Source organism: Lentzea sp. NPDC020367, from assembly GCF_044387305.1.
In the GTDB taxonomy this organism is placed as follows: Bacteria; Actinomycetota; Actinomycetes; order Mycobacteriales; family Pseudonocardiaceae; genus Lentzea.
On record NZ_JBIRVV010000014.1, the window covers coordinates 108,437 to 125,622 of the forward strand.

Consider the following 17,186-nt stretch of genomic DNA (forward strand, 5'->3'; position numbering starts at 1 on the left):
TCCTTGGGGGGAACGTGATCAACCTTGACGAGCTCGTCGAGGAACACGGCGTCGTCGGCGCCCAGCTCGCCGTCCTGACCGACGGTGAGATCGCCGACGTCACCGCAGGCGTGCTGAACGCCAGTACGCGCACTCCGGTGACGCCGGACTCGCTCTTCCAGATCGCGTCGATCACCAAGGTCTGGACGGCGACGCTCGTCCAGGAACTCGCGAACGAGGGCCGGCTCGACCTCGACCGCCCGGTGCGCGACGTCCTGCCGGGCTTCCGGCCGGTGGTCACGCCGCGGCAGCTGCTGACCCACACGTCCGGCATCGACGGCGATCTGTTCCACGACACCGGTTCCGGCGACGACGCCGTCGAGAAGTTCGTGGCACGCCTGGCCGACGCTGCGCAGATCAGCCCGCCGGGCGAGCTGTGGTCCTACTGCAACAGCGGGTTCACCGTGCTCGGCCGGATCGTGGAAGTGTTGCGCGGCAAGCCTTTCAACACCGTCCTGAAGGAACGGATCGCCGCGCCGCTCGGTCTCACCGTCGCGACGACCTATGCGGAGGGCGCGGCACTGCACGCCGCCGTCGGGCACGTGGACGGACAACCGGTGACCGATCCGGGACCGGAGTCCGACTGGCCCGCCGGGTCGGCGCTCGCGATGAGCGCACGGGACCTGCTCGCGTTCGCGCGCATGCACCTCGCGACTCCGGCGTTCGCGGTCATGCGCGAGCCGCAGGTCTCCTTGCCGGACTTCGGGAATCGCGCGTCCTGGGGCCTGGGCTGGGACCTGCCGGACTACTCCGGCGGCGTGGTGATCGGTCACCACGGTGCCAACAAAGGCCTGGCATCGTTCCTGCGGATCGCACCGGAACGCGGGATCGCCGTCGCCCTGCTCACCAACGGCGGCGGTGCACGCGAAGTGTTCGACGACGTCATCGAGAACGTCTTCAGCGTTCTCGCGGGCGTGCGCAGGCCGGAGCCGGCGAGGCCGCCCGCCGCGCCCGAAGCGGTGGACGGGCGCTTCCTCGGAACATATCGCTGCGCCGGCCATGAAGTGGTTGTCACACAGGCAGATCACGGCCGCGTGCAGGTCGACCTGGACGACGACGTGCGCGAGTTCGTGGCTCTGCGTTCCGACGCGGTGATCGCCGTGGACGAGCCGCACACCGTGCTGGTGCTCAAGAACGACCTTCTGCACTTCGGACGGGCGGCCGTCCGAATCTGAGAACTCCTGGGGGAGAAGCATGATCAATCTGGACGAACTGATCGCGGAACACGGTGTCGTCGGCGCCCAGGTCGCGGTGCTGCACAACGGCGAAATCACTGATGTGGCAGCAGGTGTGCTGAACAACGTCACCGGCGAGAAGGTGACGAGCGACTCCATCTTCCAGATCGGGTCGATCACCAAGGTCTGGACGGCGACGCTCGTCCAGGAGCTGGTGAACGAGGGACTGCTCGACCTCGACCGCCCGGTGCGCGACGTGTTGCCGGAGTTCAAGCTCGCCGACGAGGAGGCCGCGCGGATCATCACGCCGCGCCACCTCCTCGCGCACACCGCGGGCTTCCAGGGCGACCTGTTCCACGACACCGGCAACGGCGACGACATGCTGGAGAAGTACGTCGTGCGCTTGGCGGAGGCGCGCCAGGAGGTCCCGCCGGGCGAGCTCTACACCTACTGCAACAGCGGCTTCACGTTGCTCGGCCGGATCGTGGAAGTGTTGCGCGGCAAGCCTTTCCGCACCGTGCTCCGGGAACGCCTGATCGACCCGCTCGGCCTGCGCACCGCCGCCGTGAGCCACGCCGAGTACGCCGCCCAGACGTGCGCGACGGGGCACACGGGCGCGGAGCCCAAGCCCGCGGACAGGCTGATGGCCGAGAGCGACGCCCCGGCGGGAACGGTGCTCGCGATGAGCGCACGGGATCTGCTGGAGTTCGTGCGCATGCACCTCGGCACCAGCGAGTTCGACGCGATGCGCGAGCCTCAGGTCGTGCCGCCGGACTTCGGCTACAACGGCGAGCAGGGGCTCGGCTGGATGTTGCACGACTACCCCGGCGGAGTCACCGGAATGGGCCACACCGGATCGACCGTGGGATTCCGGGCCTTCCTGCGGGTGGTTCCGGAAGCCGGACTCGCGGTCGCGATCCTCACGAACGGCGGACCGCCCCTGCCGCTGGTGCGCGCGGTCTTCGACGAGGTGCTGGGCGACCTGGCGGGCGTCACCGTGCCCGACTTTCCCACGCCGCCGGTGCTGCCGGTGCCGGTCGACGTCGAGAGGGTCGTCGGCGTCTACCGCTCCACCGGGCTGGAGAGGCACGTCACCGAAGGCGACGGCGGCCGGGTGAAGCTGCGGTACGTGGTGCTCGACCCGGGCTGGGAGTCCTTCGTCGACGGCGACGAGCACGAGTACACCGGCCTGCGGCACGACGCGTTGATCGCCGTCGAGGAGGAGAACGGGTTCCACCCGGTGGTCGTGCTGTGCGGCCGCGACGAGCAGGACCAGGTGAAGTGGCTGCACTGGGGCCGGGCGGCCCGCCGGGTCTAAACGGCGCGCTTCGCGTACTTGGCGAGGAATTGGACGACGTCGGGCGTCACCTTCCGGTACAGCCCGTCGTCGTGGCCGCCGCCCTTCACCGCGCTCGCCTCTGGCCGCACCTCGCGGATGAACCGGCGGGTGCCCTCGATGAACTTGTCGCGGTCGCCGATCCACACACCCAGCGCGGTCGGGCCGGTGGACCTGATGTGGCGCAACGGGTCGAGCGACGTCCACTCGCCCTCGTCCTTGAACGCCCGCCGCTTCGCCATCTCCGGCCACGTGGTGATCAGGCCGGGGGAGATGACCGCGGCGGCCGCGATCGGGTCGCCGCGCTCGGCCCGGCGGCGGGCGTAGAGCAGCGAACCGAAGCCGCCCATCGACACCCCCGTCACCGCGAACGGCTCGCCGTAGCCGCGGTCCTTGAGCCAGCGCGGGACCTCGTCGAGCAGCATGGCCATCGGGTCGTCGCCGGGGATGTTCTCGTGCCAGTAGTTGTTGCCTCCGTCGACCGCGACGAAGCCGAACGCGGGCACCGAGCCCTTGGCGACGGCGGCGGCCAGGACGTCGGGCAGGTTGCCCACGGCGGCGTGCTTGGCGTCGCCGTTCAGGCCGTGCAGCAGGATCGACATCGGCAGGCCGCGGGGGTTCACGCCGGCCGGGAGGTAGAAGGCGAGGGTGACGTCGCGGTGGCGGGCGACGGAGTACACGCGCTCGAAGCGGATCGCCGGTTTCGCGGCCGAGGCGGTCCTCACCCGGTCCGCGGTCGCGATCTGCTGCTCCACGGCGTTGGACGACGACACGTACGTCGCGACGCCGGTGGCTGTCGCGATGACCACGCCGATCGCCGCCAGGAGGGTGCGGCGGCTGTACCTCGGTTCCCCCATGCTCACCTCATCGCGTGGGCACCGTTCCTCGTTTCCTACTCAGAGGACGGAACGCACGCGTAAGGCAGACAGTTCCTCACTCGAATAGCCCAACCACGTCAGCACGTCCTGATTGTGCTCGCCGAGTGCCGGGACCGCACCCGGTGACCACTCGAAACCGGCCACCGGCGGCGGCAGCATCCGGGCCGTTCCACCGGGAACGCGCACGTCAACCCAGGTGTCGAGCTGCGGGTGCGACGGCAGGTCGGTGATCGGGCGGGTCAGCGCGGCCGGCACGTCGGCGGCGTCCAAAGTGGTCAGCAACTCCGCCGCGGTGAGGTCCGAAAACGCCTGTTCGAGCAGTTTCTGCAGCTCCACGCGGGACGCCACTGTGGCGAACCTCTCCTCCGGAGCGAGCCCGATCAGGTCGCACAGGCGCTGCCACTGCCCGTCGTTCTGCACGGCCAGGTGCACGGCGCCGTCCGCACAGGCCACCGGCCCGTACGGCGCGATGCTCGGATGGTGCGCGCCCGACCGCGGGGCCGCCGCACCCGTTCCGGCGGCGTAGAGCATCGGCTGGTGCATCCACTCCGCCATGGCCGCGAAGAGTGACAACCGCAGTCGTGCGCCTTCACCCGTCCGGCCGCGTTGCAGCAACGCCGCCAGCACCGCGGCCTGCAACTGGACGCCCGCCGCGATGTCCGCGACCGAGATCCCGGCGCGGGCCATCACGTCGCCCTCCCCGGTCAGCGACACCAGCCCGGCCTCGGACTGCACCAGCGCGTCGAACGCCTTGCGGTCCGCGTACGGGCCGTCCCAGCCGTAGCCGGACAGCTCACCGACGATCAACGTCGAGGGCAGCTCCAGCGCGAGCCGCTCCCACACCCGTGGCGACAGGTTGCACAGCAGTACGTCAGCGCGCGCCACAAGCCGTTCCAGCACCTCACGGCCGTCGGGGTGGTTGATGTCCAGGGACACCGACTCCTTGCCGACGTTCGTCCACGCGAAGTACGACGACACCTCGCCGCACGACGAGTCGTAGTGGCGCGCGAAGTCACCGGAGCCAGGCCGTTCGATCTTGATGACCCGAGCGCCGAGATCAGCCAGCAACCGCGTCGCGTACGGCACCGCGACGGCCTGCTCCAGGCTCACCACCACGACACCGTCAAGCGGTCTCAACCACGCGCTCCCCACCGGTGTAGACGTTCATCGAGTCGCCGCGCAGGAAGCCGACGAGCGTCATGCCCTGCTCCTCGGCCAGTTCGACGGCGAGCGACGACGGCGCCGACACCGCCGCGAGCACCGGAATCCCGGACATCGCGGCCTTCTGCACCAGCTCGAACGAAGCCCGTCCGGACACCATCAGCACCGCGCCGCGCAACGGAACCAGGTTCTGCAACACCGCCCAGCCCAGCACCTTGTCCACGGCGTTGTGCCGCCCCACGTCCTCACGCACGACCAGCAGCTCGCCGTCGACGAACAGCCCGGCCGCGTGCAGCCCGCCGGTGCTCTCGAAGACCTTCTGCCGCTCCCGCAACGCGTCCGGGAATCCCGTCAGCGCCTCGGGCGTGACCTTCACCTCGTCCAGCGCGGGCGAGTAGCGGGTCTTGAGCTTCACCGCGTCCAGCGCGCCCTTGCCGCACACCCCGCACGACGACGTGGTGTAGAAGTTCCGCTCCACCCCGGTGTCCGGCGGCGGCACACCCTCGGCCAGCGCGACGTCCAGCACGTTGTAGGTGTTCATCCCGTCCGGCCCGGTGCCCTCGCAGAACCGCGCGATCGAGATGTCCTCCAACGACCCGATGACGCCTTCGCTGAGCAGGAAGCCGTGCGCGAGCTCGACGTCGTGGCCGGGCGTGCGCATCGTGACCGCCAACGCCTTCCCGTCGACCCGCAGCTCCAGCGGCTCCTCGGCGGCGAGCGCGTCGATCCTGCGCCGACGACCGCTCGGCGACACGCGTTCGACCGCTCGGCGCACCGTCACTCGGCCCATGTGCACATCTCCTTCGGAACGCTATGTTCCCCACCGACCAGGCTACGTGGGAGGGATTCCGGGGCATGGACGACGTCGTGATCGTCGGGGGCGGCCACAACGGGCTGGTGGCGGCCGCGTACCTCGCCAGAGCGGGGAAATCGGTCAGGGTGCTGGAGAAGCTGCCGCACGTCGGCGGGGCGGCGGTGAGCGCCTCGCCGTGGGAGGGCGTCGACGCCCGGCTCTCGCGCTTCTCGTACCTCGTGTCGCTGCTGCCCGATCGGATCGTGTCGGATCTGGGGCTGAAGCTGGCTTTGAAGTCTCGTTCGGCCTCGTCCTACACGCCGAACGGCAAGCGCGGGCTGCTGGTCGAACGCTCGCCCGGCGCGGCGACGGTGGCCTCGTTCGAGGCCGTCTGCGGGTCGCTGGAGGACTGGGAGCGGTGGCAGCGCTGGTACGCCGACCTGGAGCTGATGGCGGAGGCGCTGGCGCCGACTCTTTTGGAACCGTTGGTGTCACGGGAACATCTGCGCGTGCACGTCGACAAGGTGGTGCGCGGCCGGTTGTGGGAGCAGGTCTTCGAACGGCCGATCGGCGCGACGCTGCAGGAGCTGTTCGACAACAACCTGGTGCGCGGGGTCGTCGCCACGGACGCGTTGATCGGCACGCACTCGTCGCTGCATTCGTTGCGCGCCAACAAGTGCTTCCTCTACCACGTGATCGGCAACGGCACCGGTGAGTGGAAGGTCCCGGTCGGCGGCATGGGCGGGGTCACCGCCGAGCTGGAACGGGTCGCGCGCGAGGCCGGTGTGCGGATCATCACCGGCGCCGAGGTCACCTCCGTCGAGTCGGACGGCAAGACCGCTTCGGTGACCTACGGCGACACGACCGTCGAGGCCCGGTTCGTGCTGTCCAACGTGGCGCCGTCGGTGCTGGGACGGTTGCGGGGGCTCGAAGTCCACGACGCGCCGGGCTGTCAGTTGAAGATCAACATGTTGCTGCGCAGGCTGCCCGAGCTGAAGTCCGGCGTCGACGCGCGGGTGGCGTTCGCCGGCACGTTCCACCTCGACGAGTCCTACGACCAGCTGGAGACCGCCTACCTGGAGAGCGCCGCCGGCCACGTGCCGTCGGTGCTGCCGGGCGAGATGTACTGCCACTCGCTGACCGATCCGTCGATCCTCGGGCCGTCGTTGCAGGGCCACGAGACGCTGACGTTGTTCGGCCTGCACCTGCCGGCGTCGTTGTTCGAGGGCCGCAACACCGAGCTGCGCGACGAACTGGTGAAGCGCTACCTCGACCAGCTCAACGCGCATCTCGTGGAGCCGATCCAGGACTGCCTGGCGCTCGACGCCCAGGGCGACCCGTGCATCGAGGCGCGCACTCCGCTGGACCTGGAGGAGGAGCTCGGCCTGCCGGGTGGCAACATCTTCCACGGGGAGCTCGACTGGCCGTTCGCCGAGAGCGACGACCAGGTCGGCAAGTGGGGCGTGGAGACCGATGTGGACAACGTCTTCGTCTGCGGTGCGGGCTCCCGGCGCGGCGGCGGCGTGAGCGGCATCGGCGGCCACAACGCGGCGAGGGCTGTTCTCGAACGCATTTGAGACATTTTTGATGACACTCCGCGTCATCTCTGGTTACAGTTGGCGGCGTGGGGGACTTCTACGGAATCGCGGAGATCGCCGACGCCATGGGGCTCAGTCGGCAGCTGGTGGCCGTCTGGCGCAAGAGACGCTCGCACGGCATTCCCGAGCCGGACGCGGAACTCGCGTCCGGCCCGATCTGGCGGCGCGAGACGGTCGAGCCGTGGATCGAACGCACGCGCGGCCGGCTGGGTCTCGCCGGCACGCGCGAGTCCGCGAGCAGGAGCCTTCGGCTGCGCACCTGCCGCCGAGTACTGCGGCTCGCGGCGTTGATGCTGGAGGAACCGCAACGGCCGCGGGTGCTCAACGAGGCCGCGGACCAGTTGCGCGACCTCATCCACGAGGTCGACCAGGCCGCGGACGACGTCGTCGGCGCGTTGCTGCGCGAGCTCATCGAGCCGGTGCGCGACCCGGACGTTCCGGCGGAGCTGCTGCGGGTGCCGGTGATCGAGTCGCTGCCGCTCGTGACCGCCGTAGCGCGCAACTCACCAGACTGGTGACGAGCGCGCCCAACGCGGCCAGCGCCATGTCGGCGTGCGCGTCCCACATGTCGCCCTGCTGGCCGTTGTAGGCCTCGGCGACGTCGGGCGCGAGCGTCATCGCGATCGCCCACTCCAGCAGTTCGTAGAGCGCGCTCGTCGCGAGCACGATCTCCACCGACCGCACCCACTTCCGCCGCAGGATCGCGGTCAGGCACACGCCGTACGCGAAGTGCACGAGCCGGTCGAAGTGGTTGCGGTCCCAGGAGAACGCCTCCGACAGCCGCACGCCGAACAGCGCGTTCGTCCAGTCGTCGTACGGGACGAACGAGTAGATCCACCGCGCCGCGATCGTGTGCAGCGCAAGGAAAACCAGCGCCCACGCCCACTGCGCGGTGTCCAGCCTGCGTCTCAGCAGCCACAGCGCCATGATCGCCACCGCCGTCAACGAGCTGTGCAACGCCTGCTCGGCGGGCCACGGCGGGTTGATCCACGTCACCGCCACCAGCGCACCGAACGCGCCCAGCAGCCACCACTTCCCCCAGGTCATGCGCACAGCTTGGCGGATCTTGGGCGGTTTTATATCAGGATTTATATATCAAGGAACCTTGCTAAAGGTTTGTTGATGTGGGTACCGTGGTGGCATGACGGACGCTCGCATCAGTGACCCCAAGGCGCTTCGGGCGCTCTCGCACCCGTTCCGGTGGAAGCTGATCAACCTGCTCACCGAACAGGGACCGAGTACTGCCACGCAGTGCTCGGTGAAGCTCGGGGAGAGCGTTGCCACCTGCTCCTACCACCTGAACATGCTGGCCAAGTACGGCTTCGTGGCGGAGGTGGAAGGCCCGGGCAGGCAGAAGCCGTGGCGGATCGTCACGCGTCACCAGATGATCTCGACCGAAGGCCTCGACGACGAAGGGGCACTGGCTGCCGAGGCCGCTGAGATGGCCTACCTGGACCAGGAGTTCGAGCGCATCCGCGAATACGCGCGCCAGCACGAGCACCTGTCGGAGGAGTGGCGCGATCACTGGGGGATCAGCAGCGCCACGACGTTCCTGACGCGTGAGGAGTTGCGCGAGGTTCAGCAAGGGATACGGGCGTTGCTCGATCGCTACGACGAGCGCGTGGAGAACCCGGAGTCGCGACCTGAAGGCGCCCGAGCGGTGCGCTTCTTCGTCAGCACGACCGTTTCGCCGGAGTAAGTCCTAACTGAGGGGATTCATCATGTTGTCGCACCACCAAGCGTTTGCTATCGCGAAGATGAAGCAGTCTGAGGTGGAGGCCGACGCTGCCGTCCGACGGCACGTTCGCGCATCTGAGGAGGCTTCGAAGCCGGAGAAGCGGGTCGGCGGAGGCTTACTCGCCACTAGCCGTCGCCGCTGGAGGCTGTTCGGGCGCGTTCGACCGGCGTAGCGTGTGAGCTCCCCGCCGCCGTAAACGTTTTCAGGACGTTACAACGGGGAGGACATCCGTGTTACGGAGACTCGGCGTGGCGGTGACCGCGGCACTGCTGGGCATCACGATGCTGGCGGAACCCGCTCAGGCGGCGGACTTCAACGTCAAGGACTACGGGGCCGCCGGCAACGGCAGCGCGAACGACACGGCGGCCATCGACAGGGCGATCACCGCGGCGAACGCGGCGGGTGGTGGGACCGTGCGGTTCCCGTCCGGCACGTACCGCTCGCCCAACTCGATCCACATGAAGAGCAACGTCACGCTCCAGCTCGACTCCGGCGCCACGATCATGGGCGCGAGCGGCAGCGGCTACGACAAGCCGGAGCCCAACCCCAACGACAAGTACCAGGACTACGGCCACAGCCACTTCCGCAACGCCATGATCTGGGGCGACCGGCTGACCAACATCGGCTTCGTCGGCTCCGGCACGATCGACGGCGGTGGCGCGCTGATCACCGGCAACCCGGACAGCGGGCAGGCCGACAAGATCATCTCGTTGACGCGCTGCGAGAACCTCACGGTCAGCGGCATCAAACTCCGGCGCGGCGGCCACTTCGCGATGCTGATCAACGGGTGCCGCAACGTCACCTCCGACCGGCTCACGATCGACACCGCGAGCGACCGCGACGGCTGGAACGTCATCAGCACCACCAACGTCACGATCACCAACGGCAACTTCGCGGGCAACGACGACGCGCTGGCGTTCAAGAGCGACTACGCGCTCGGTCAGAAGCTGAGCAACGGCAACGTGAAGGTCTACGACACCAAGCTCAGCGCGGGGTGCTGCAACGCGTTGATGTTCGGCTCGGAGACGTGCGGTGACTTCACCGGCTACGACTTCCAGCGCATCGACATCAAGGGTTCCAACAAGTCGGGACTTGGGCTCGTCTCGATGGACGGCTCGGTCGTCTCCGACGTGCACTACAAGGACATCACCGTCAGCGGGGTGCGGTCGCCGATCATGCTCAAGGTCGGCGCCCGCAAGCGCTGCGGCAACAGTCCGGGCGTCGGCACCATCAAGAACATCACCTACGACAACATCACGATCAACGGCGCCTCGCCGTCGTTCAGTCCCACGATCATGGGCGATGTCGACGGCCACATCAGCGACGTGACGTTCACCAACGTGAAGATCAACGTGCCCGGTGGCAACGGCACGATGTCGACGAACCCGCCGAGCAACGACCGCACCAACTACAACCCGAACAGCATCGGCACCCGGCCCGCGTACGGCTGGTACATCCGTTACGCCGACCGAATCAGGTTCCTCAACAGCGCCGTCGCGTTCACGAACAACGACGGCCGGCCCGCGGTGATCGCCGACAACTCCACCGACCTGACGTTCGACACGTTCGGCTGGGCGCGCGGCACCAGCAGCCCGACGGACTTCCTCTTCCGCAACACCAACGGGTTCTGCGTCCGCAACTCGGGCTCGCCGCGCGTGCAGAACACCGGTTCGACCGAGAAGTGCGGGGTGGGCAACGACTTCAGCATCGCGGTCGATCCCGCGTCGCGCGTGGTCAAGCCGGGAGACACGGCGTCGTTCACCGTCAGCGCGGCCTCGACCGGCTCACCGGGGCCGATCAGCCTCGACGCCGACAACGTGCCGGCCGGGACGGTCGTGCAGTTCAGTCCGCCCACGATCAACCCAGGTCAGGCGTCCACGATGACCGTGGCGACGCTGCCGGACACCCCGCACGGCTCGACGAACATCAACGTCCGAGGCACGGCCGGTCAGATCACGCGGTCGGCCGTCGCGATCCTGACCGTAGGCGACCAGCCAGCGGAACTGGAGCTGAGCGGACTGACCGTGGCGGACACCGGGAACGCGGGCGACTGGTCGGTGCAGACCGGCCTGCGCACGGGCGTCGCGCAGTACGGCGACCGCGACTTCACGTTCAGCGCCGTACCGGACGAGGTGGCGGGAGCGAAGTGGATCCGCACGGCCAACGACTCGAAGTCGGCGACGCAGAACCCGTTGGCGCGCTTCGCGATCAACCGCGACGCGCTGGTCTACGTCGCGGTCGACACGCGGCTCGGCAAACGCCCGTGGATGGACGCGTTGTGGCTCGACAGCGGCCTGCAGCTGGTCAACACCGAAGGGACCCCGAAGACCTTCCGCCTGTACGCCAAAGGTTTCCGGGCGGGGACGGTCGAACTGGGACCCAACGGCGGTGCCAGCAACTACAGCGTGATCGTCAAATAGCTTCCAGGCGCACGATCACGGACTTGGAGGTCGGCGTTCCCGAGATGTCCGCCTTGGAGTCCAGCGGCACCAACGGGTTCGCCTCGGGGAAGTACGTGGCCACGCATCCCCGCGCGGTCGAGTAGGAGACGATCCGGAACGACTCGGCGCGGCGTTCGACGACGCCCGTCGGGTCGTCCTTCCACTCCGAGATGATGTTCACCATCTGCCCGTCGGTGAACCCCAATTCCTTGATGTCGTCGGGGTTCACGAACACCACGCGACGGCCGTCCTTCACGCCGCGGTAGCGGTCGTCCAGGCCGTAGATCGTGGTGTTGTACTGGTCGTGGCTGCGCAGGGTCTGCATGATCAGGCGACCCTCGGGGATCTCGATGACCGTCAGCTCGTTCGCCGTGAAGTTCGCCTTGCCGGTCGCCGTCGCGAACTCCTGCGAGTCACGCGGCGGGTGCGGCAGCACGAAACCGTCGGGCTGACGCACGCGCGTGTTGTAGTCGGTGCAGCCCGGCACGACACGGGAGATGTGCTCGCGAACGACGTCGTAGTCCTTCTCGAACTCCTCCCACGCCACGGGGTGCGAGGCGCCGAGCGTCTTGCGCGCGAGCCGGCAGACGATCGAGACCTCGGACAGCAGCTGCTCCGACGCGGGCTTGAGCCGGCCCCGTGAGCGGTGCACGACCGACATCGAGTCCTCGACCGTGACGAACTGCTCGTCCGAGTGCTGGACGTCGCTCTCGGTGCGTCCCAGGGCGGGCAGGATCAGCGCGGTGCGGCCGTGGACCACGTGCGAGCGGTTGAGCTTCGTGGAGACGTGCGCCGTCAGCGAGCACTGCTCCAGCGCCTTCTCGGTCACCGGCGTGTCCGGGGTGGCGCTGACGAAGTTGCCGCCCATCGCGATGAACACCTTGCCGCGGCCCTGGCGCATCGCGTTGATGGCGTCGACGGTGTCGAAACCGTGCTTGCGCGGCACGGAGATGCTGAACTCGTTCTCCAGGGCCAGCAGGAACTTCTCCGGCATCTTCTCGTAGATGCCCATCGTGCGGTCGCCCTGCACGTTCGAGTGGCCGCGCACCGGGCACAGGCCCGCGCCCGGCTTGCCGATCATGCCGCGCAGGAACATGACGTTCGTGACCTCGCGGATCGTGGGCACGCTGTGCTTGTGCTGCGTCAGACCCATCGCCCAGCAGGCGATCGTGCGCTTGGAGTCGACGAACATCCCGGCCACGCGGGTGATCTGCTCGCGGGTCAGACCGGTCGCGGTGAGCACGCCGTCCCAGTCGAGTTCGCGCAGGCTCTCCGCGTAGGCCTCGAAGCCGTGCGTCTTGGCCTCGATGAACGTCTTGTCGAGCTTGTCCCACTGCAGCAGCAGGTGTCCGATCGCCTGGAACAGCGCCTGGTCGCCACCGACCTTGATCTGCACGAACTCGTCGCTCAGCGCGGTGCCGCGGCCGACGATGCCCGCGACGTTCTGCGGGTTCTTGAACCGCATAAGGCCCGCTTCCGGCAGCGGGTTGATCGCGATGATCTTCGCGCCGTTCTTCTTCGCGTCCTCCAGCGCGCTGAGCATGCGCGGGTGGTTCGTGCCGGGGTTCTGGCCGATGACCACGATGAGGTCGGCGAGGTCGAAGTCCTTGATCGACACCGAGCCCTTGCCGATGCCGATCGTCTCGTTCAGCGCCGAGCCGGACGACTCGTGGCACATGTTCGAGCAGTCCGGCAGGTTGTTGGTGCCGAACGAGCGGACCAGCAGCTGGTAGAGGAACGCGGCCTCGTTGCTGGTGCGGCCGGAGGTGTAGAAGATCGCCTCGTCCGGGTTCGACAACGCTGTCAGCTCGTCGGCGATGAGCGTGAACGCCGCGTCCCAGCTGATCGGTGTGTAGTGCGTCGCACCCGGCCGCAGCACCATCGGTTCGGTGAGCCGGCCCTGCTGGCCGAGCCAGTAGTCGGTCTTCGTGCGCAGGCTCTCGATGGAGTGCTCGGCGAAGAACTCGGGCCCGATTCGTCGTTTGGTGGCTTCCTCCGCGACGGCCTTCGCGCCGTTCTCGCAGAACTCCGCCATCTTGCGGTGACCCTGTGGTTCGGGCCACGCGCAACCAGGACAGTCGAAACCTTCACGCTGGTTGAGCAGTCGCAACGTCTTGACCGTGCGCCCGACACCCATCTGCTCGACCGCGCGGTCGAGCGACACGAGCACACCGGGAATACCCGCTGCCCAGGTCTTGGGGGTGCTGACTTCGAGCGCGGACTCGTCGACGTCGTTCTGCGGGGGCTTGCTGCTCATGGCTGCATTCTTCGCTGATAGACGTCGGCGCCGCCAGCGCCCCCGAAGAACGCGGCGGCGCCGTCGGCACGGGCCCCAAGGGGTTTGAACGGTCCGTGACGGTCAATTGTGATCGCCGTCACTCTCGTCCGGCACCTCTGAAAGAGTGATCAATCGCAGCTGTTCTCGGTCGGCACCTGTCCGTCCACGGAGAAGTACTTCTTCTCGTCGCCGGCGACGCCCTCACCGTGCTTGGGCGGCTCGGTGAACTGCGGCGCGAGGAAGCCGTCCTTCGCAGCCTGGCACGCGATCGAGTACTGGAAACCCGTCGAGTCCGAGGGCCACAGTCCTTCGGGAGTGATCGAGTAGGTGATCTTCTCGCGGACCGCCGCGACCATCTCCATCTGACTGAAGAGCTTCTTCGGCTCCGGCGGCTCGAACGCGTAGGCGAACACGTAGTCCGCCGTCACCGCCGGGTAGCCGTCCTTCTCCCCGAGAGTCATCTTCCCGGACACCTTGATGCCGTTCGGGAGCAGCTTCGTGCCCTGCTTGAGCCGGGTGGTCCAGCCCGCGATCTCCTTCACGACGTGCTCGCGCACCTCCGGCGCCAGCATCGCGAGGAACCGGTCCGGCTTGTGCTCGCCGAGCATCACCGGGTCGAGGCGTGAGGCGATCAGCGCCTGCCGGACCTGCTCGAACGCCGGATTGGCGTCCGGCGCGACGATGCCCTTGTCGCCGTCTGGCCACTGCTCCGCGGGCGTGCCGGCGAACGGGACCTCGACGTTCGCCCCCGCGTACGGCAGCTTCACGTCCGGCAGCGAGGCCTCGCCGAACTTCCCCGCCTTGTAGAGCCCGAACAGCACCGCGCCGATGACGAGCAGGGCGATGGCGGACACGACCTTGCCGCTGTGTCTGCCCCGCCTGGCCTTCCGTCGTTGCCTGCGGATGTCCCGCTTGGCGCGTTTGTTCGCGGCACGGATCCAGGCCGCGTCCTTCAGATCAGGATGGTCATCAATGTCGTACTGCAACGTTCCCCCCAGATGTTCGGGGCACATCTTCGGTCACTCCGAACCACGCTGTCGACCGGCTTGCGGTTGCCGCGGGGGCGTTATCAGGTATCTCGTTTCAAGTCGAGACCCTGGCCTCCGTAGACTTCACGGCTGTGACTGAACTCGACACCGCAACCCAGCGTCCTGACCTCCCCGCCGCGTGGACTCCGGCGGAGGTAGAGGCGGAGCTGTACCAGCGGTGGGTCGACCGGCGTTACTTCGAGGCCGACGTCAAGAGCGACAAGCCGCCGTTCACGATCGTGCTGCCCCCGCCGAACGTCACCGGTTCGCTGCACATGGGCCACGCGATGAACCACAGCGTGATGGACGCGCTGTCCAGGCGCCGCCGCATGCAGGGCTACGAGGTCCTGTGGCTGCCCGGCATGGACCACGCGGGCATCGCGACCCAGAACGCCGTCGAGCGCGACCTGGCCAAGCAGGGCATGTCCCGGCAGGACCTCGGGCGCGAGAAGTTCGTCGAGCGCGTCTGGGAGTGGAAAGAGGAGTACGGCGGCAAGATCCTCGACCAGATGAAGCGCCTCGGCGACGGCATCGACTGGTCGCGTGAGCGCTTCACCATGGACGAGGGGCTCTCGCGCGCCGTCCAGACGATCTTCAAGAAGATGTACGACGACGGCCTGATCTACCAGGCCGAGCGGATCATCAACTGGTGCCCGCGCTGCCAGACCGCGCTGTCGGACATCGAGGTCGACCACAGCGAAGACGAGGGCGAGCTCGTCTCGATCCGGTACGGCGACGGGGACGCGTCGATCGTCGTCGCGACCACGCGCGCCGAGACGATGCTGGGCGACACAGCGGTCGCCGTCCACCCGGACGACGAGCGCTACCAGCACCTCATCGGCACCGAGGTCGAGCTGCCGCTGACCGGCCGCCGCATCCCGATCGTCGCGGACGCGCACGTGGACCCGAAGTTCGGCACGGGCGCGGTCAAGGTCACGCCCGCTCACGACCCGAACGACTTCGAGATCGGCCAGCGCCACGGCCTGCCGAACCTCACGATCATGGACGGCCGCGCGACCATCACCGCGCACGGGCCGTTCGAGGGGATGGACAGGCTCGAGGCGCGTCCGGCGATCGTCGCCGCGTTGCGCGCGGAGGGCCGGATCGTCGCGGAGAAGCGGCCGTACGTCCACTCCGTCGGCCACTGCTCGCGGTGCAACACGGTCGTCGAGCCGCGCCTGTCGCTGCAGTGGTGGGTCAAGGTCGAGACCATCGCGGAGGCCGCGTCCGCCGCCGTCCGCGACGGCCGCACCAAGATCCACCCGGCCGAGCTGAACAAGCGGTACTTCGACTGGACCGACAACCTGCACGACTGGTGCATCTCGCGCCAGCTGTGGTGGGGCCACCGGATCCCGGTCTGGTACGGCCCGGCCGGCGAGGTCGTCTGCGTCGGACCGGACGACGAGGTGCCGACCGGTGAGGGCTGGCGTCAGGACGAGGACGTCCTCGACACCTGGTTCTCGTCGGGTCTGTGGCCGTTCTCGACGCTGGGCTGGCCGGAGTCCACTGAGGACCTCCGCAAGTTCTATCCGACGTCCGTTCTCTCGACCGGCTACGACATCCTGTTCTTCTGGGTCGTCCGGATGATGATGTTCGGCCTGTACGCGATGGACGACGTCCAGCCGTTCGACCACGTCTTCCTGCACGGTCTGATCCGCGACCAGTACGGCAAGAAGATGTCGAAGTCCAAGGGCAACGGCATCGACCCGCTGGACTGGATGGAGCGCTACGGCGCGGACGCCACCCGGTTCACGCTGCTGCGCGGCACGAACCCCGGTTCGGACATGGCCGTTGCCGAGGAGTGGGCGGCCGGTTCCCGCAACTTCACCACGAAGCTGTGGAATGCCACGCGTTTCGCGCTGGCCAACGGTGCGACGGTGGAGCGTCCGCTGCCCGACCGCGCCGAGCTGACGGCGGCCGACCGCTGGATCCTCGACGAGCTCGACGTCTTGGTGTCCACTGTGGACTTGAACTTCGAGGCGTTCCAGTTCTCCCGTGCGTGCGAGGCGCTCGCCAGCTTCACGCGGGACGAGTTCTGCGACTGGTACCTGGAGATCGCGAAGGTCCAGATCGCGGACGGCCGCACGGAGGCCACGCAGTCCGTCCTGGGCCACGTCCTCGACGTCCTGCTGCGTCTGCTGCACCCGTCGATCCCGTTCATCACCGAGACGCTGTGGACGTCGCTGACCGGCGGCGAGTCGCTCGTCGTGGCGCAGTGGCCGTCCGTCTCGGGTGCCGAGCGCGATCTTGACGCGAAGGCGGAGATCGAGGGCCTGAAGAAGCTCGCGACCGAGATCCGCCGGTTCCGTTCCGAGCAGGGCCTCAATCCCGGCCAGAAGGTCGCGGGCAAGGTCCGCGGCGCGTGCTGCGTCGGCCTGATCGACCAGGTCCCGTCCGTTCGGTCGCTGACGCGGCTCACCGAGCCCGGTGACGAGTTCACCGTCTCGGCGACGCTGGAGGTCGGCCTGCCCAAGGGCGCGGTGAAGGTCGAGCTGGACCTGTCCGGCACGATCGACGTCGCCGCCGAGCGCAAGCGCCTCGCCAAGGACCTCGCCGTGGCGCAGAAGGAACTCGAGGGCACGACGAAGAAGCTGGGCAACGAGGCGTTCCTCGCCAAGGCGCCCGCCGACGTCAAGGCCAAGATCGAGGAGCGCAAGGCCACCGCCGAGTCCGAGATCGCCCGCATCAACGAGCGCCTGGCCGCGCTGCCGGAGGCGTAAG

13 protein-coding genes are annotated in these 17,186 nt (G+C 68.2%); 7 read left to right on the top strand and 6 right to left on the bottom strand.

The genetic code is table 11. The features are described from left to right. Positions 1-14 precede the first annotated feature (14 nt). Both ACH413_RS39225 and ACH413_RS39230 read left to right on the top strand, forming a co-directional pair. Entirely contained in the window at positions 15-1,214 is a 1,200-nt protein-coding gene (locus ACH413_RS39225) for a serine hydrolase domain-containing protein (protein ID WP_360046140.1), read from the top strand. Positions 1,215-1,233: 19 nt separating this feature from the next. Beyond that, positions 1,234-2,532 carry a serine hydrolase domain-containing protein gene (locus tag ACH413_RS39230; RefSeq protein ID WP_360046142.1) on the top strand — a complete coding sequence of 433 codons (1,299 nt, stop codon included), beginning with the start codon at positions 1,234-1,236 and terminating at the stop codon, positions 2,530-2,532. Here ACH413_RS39230 and ACH413_RS39235 read toward each other — a convergent pair. The 3 genes from ACH413_RS39235 to fdhD are packed head-to-tail and all read right to left on the bottom strand — an operon-like array spanning position 2,529 to position 5,379. Further along, positions 2,529-3,407 carry an alpha/beta hydrolase-fold protein gene (locus ACH413_RS39235; RefSeq protein ID WP_360046144.1) on the bottom strand — a complete coding sequence of 293 codons (879 nt, stop codon included), beginning with the start codon at positions 3,405-3,407 and terminating at the stop codon, positions 2,529-2,531. The two genes, ACH413_RS39230 and ACH413_RS39235, sit on opposite strands and share 4 nt — an antisense overlap. Positions 3,408-3,446: 39 nt before the next feature. Beyond that, on the bottom strand, positions 3,447-4,565 hold the full coding sequence (locus ACH413_RS39240) for a CaiB/BaiF CoA-transferase family protein (protein WP_360046146.1): 1,119 nt from the start codon (positions 4,563-4,565) through the stop codon (positions 3,447-3,449). After that, positions 4,552-5,379: a formate dehydrogenase accessory sulfurtransferase FdhD gene (gene fdhD, locus ACH413_RS39245; RefSeq protein ID WP_360046148.1), complete on the bottom strand. Its 828-nt coding sequence runs from the start codon at positions 5,377-5,379 to the stop codon at positions 4,552-4,554. The genes ACH413_RS39240 and fdhD overlap by 14 nt, the downstream gene beginning before the upstream one ends. Positions 5,380-5,444: 65 nt before the next feature. Between fdhD and ACH413_RS39250 the strand changes: the two genes are divergently transcribed. Beyond that, positions 5,445-6,959 carry an NAD(P)/FAD-dependent oxidoreductase gene (locus ACH413_RS39250; RefSeq protein WP_360046150.1) on the top strand — a complete coding sequence of 505 codons (1,515 nt, stop codon included), beginning with the start codon at positions 5,445-5,447 and terminating at the stop codon, positions 6,957-6,959. 47 nt (positions 6,960-7,006) lie between these two features. Then, positions 7,007-7,498 (top strand): hypothetical protein, encoded by a 492-nt coding sequence (locus tag ACH413_RS39255; protein ID WP_143139052.1) that lies wholly within the window; start codon positions 7,007-7,009, stop codon positions 7,496-7,498. On the opposite strand, the gene ACH413_RS39260 is transcribed toward ACH413_RS39255, so the two are convergent. After that, on the bottom strand, positions 7,389-8,027 hold the full coding sequence (locus tag ACH413_RS39260) for a DUF2238 domain-containing protein (RefSeq protein ID WP_360046152.1): 639 nt from the start codon (positions 8,025-8,027) through the stop codon (positions 7,389-7,391). The two genes, ACH413_RS39255 and ACH413_RS39260, sit on opposite strands and share 110 nt — an antisense overlap. 94 nt (positions 8,028-8,121) lie before the next feature. Here ACH413_RS39260 and ACH413_RS39265 point away from each other — a divergent pair, with 94 nt between their 5' ends. Further along, on the top strand, positions 8,122-8,679 hold the full coding sequence (locus ACH413_RS39265; RefSeq protein WP_360046154.1) for a helix-turn-helix domain-containing protein: 558 nt from the start codon (positions 8,122-8,124) through the stop codon (positions 8,677-8,679). 269 nt (positions 8,680-8,948) lie between these two features. After that, positions 8,949-11,138 carry a glycosyl hydrolase family 28 protein gene (locus ACH413_RS39270; protein ID WP_360046156.1) on the top strand — a complete coding sequence of 730 codons (2,190 nt, stop codon included), beginning with the start codon at positions 8,949-8,951 and terminating at the stop codon, positions 11,136-11,138. Here ACH413_RS39270 and ACH413_RS39275 read toward each other — a convergent pair. After that, the gene (locus ACH413_RS39275; protein WP_360046158.1) at positions 11,131-13,416 is read right to left on the bottom strand and encodes an FdhF/YdeP family oxidoreductase; all 2,286 of its coding nucleotides are present in this window, start codon (positions 13,414-13,416) and stop codon (positions 11,131-11,133) included. The genes ACH413_RS39270 and ACH413_RS39275 overlap by 8 nt on opposite strands. Positions 13,417-13,565: 149 nt before the next feature. Next, positions 13,566-14,423 (bottom strand): hypothetical protein, encoded by an 858-nt coding sequence (locus tag ACH413_RS39280; protein ID WP_360046159.1) that lies wholly within the window; start codon positions 14,421-14,423, stop codon positions 13,566-13,568. A gap of 134 nt (positions 14,424-14,557) precedes the next feature. Here ACH413_RS39280 and ACH413_RS39285 point away from each other — a divergent pair, with 134 nt between their 5' ends. Further along, a complete protein-coding gene (locus ACH413_RS39285) occupies positions 14,558-17,185 on the top strand; it encodes a valine--tRNA ligase (protein ID WP_360046161.1) in 2,628 nt (875 codons plus the stop codon). Position 17,186: the final 1 nt, after the last annotated feature.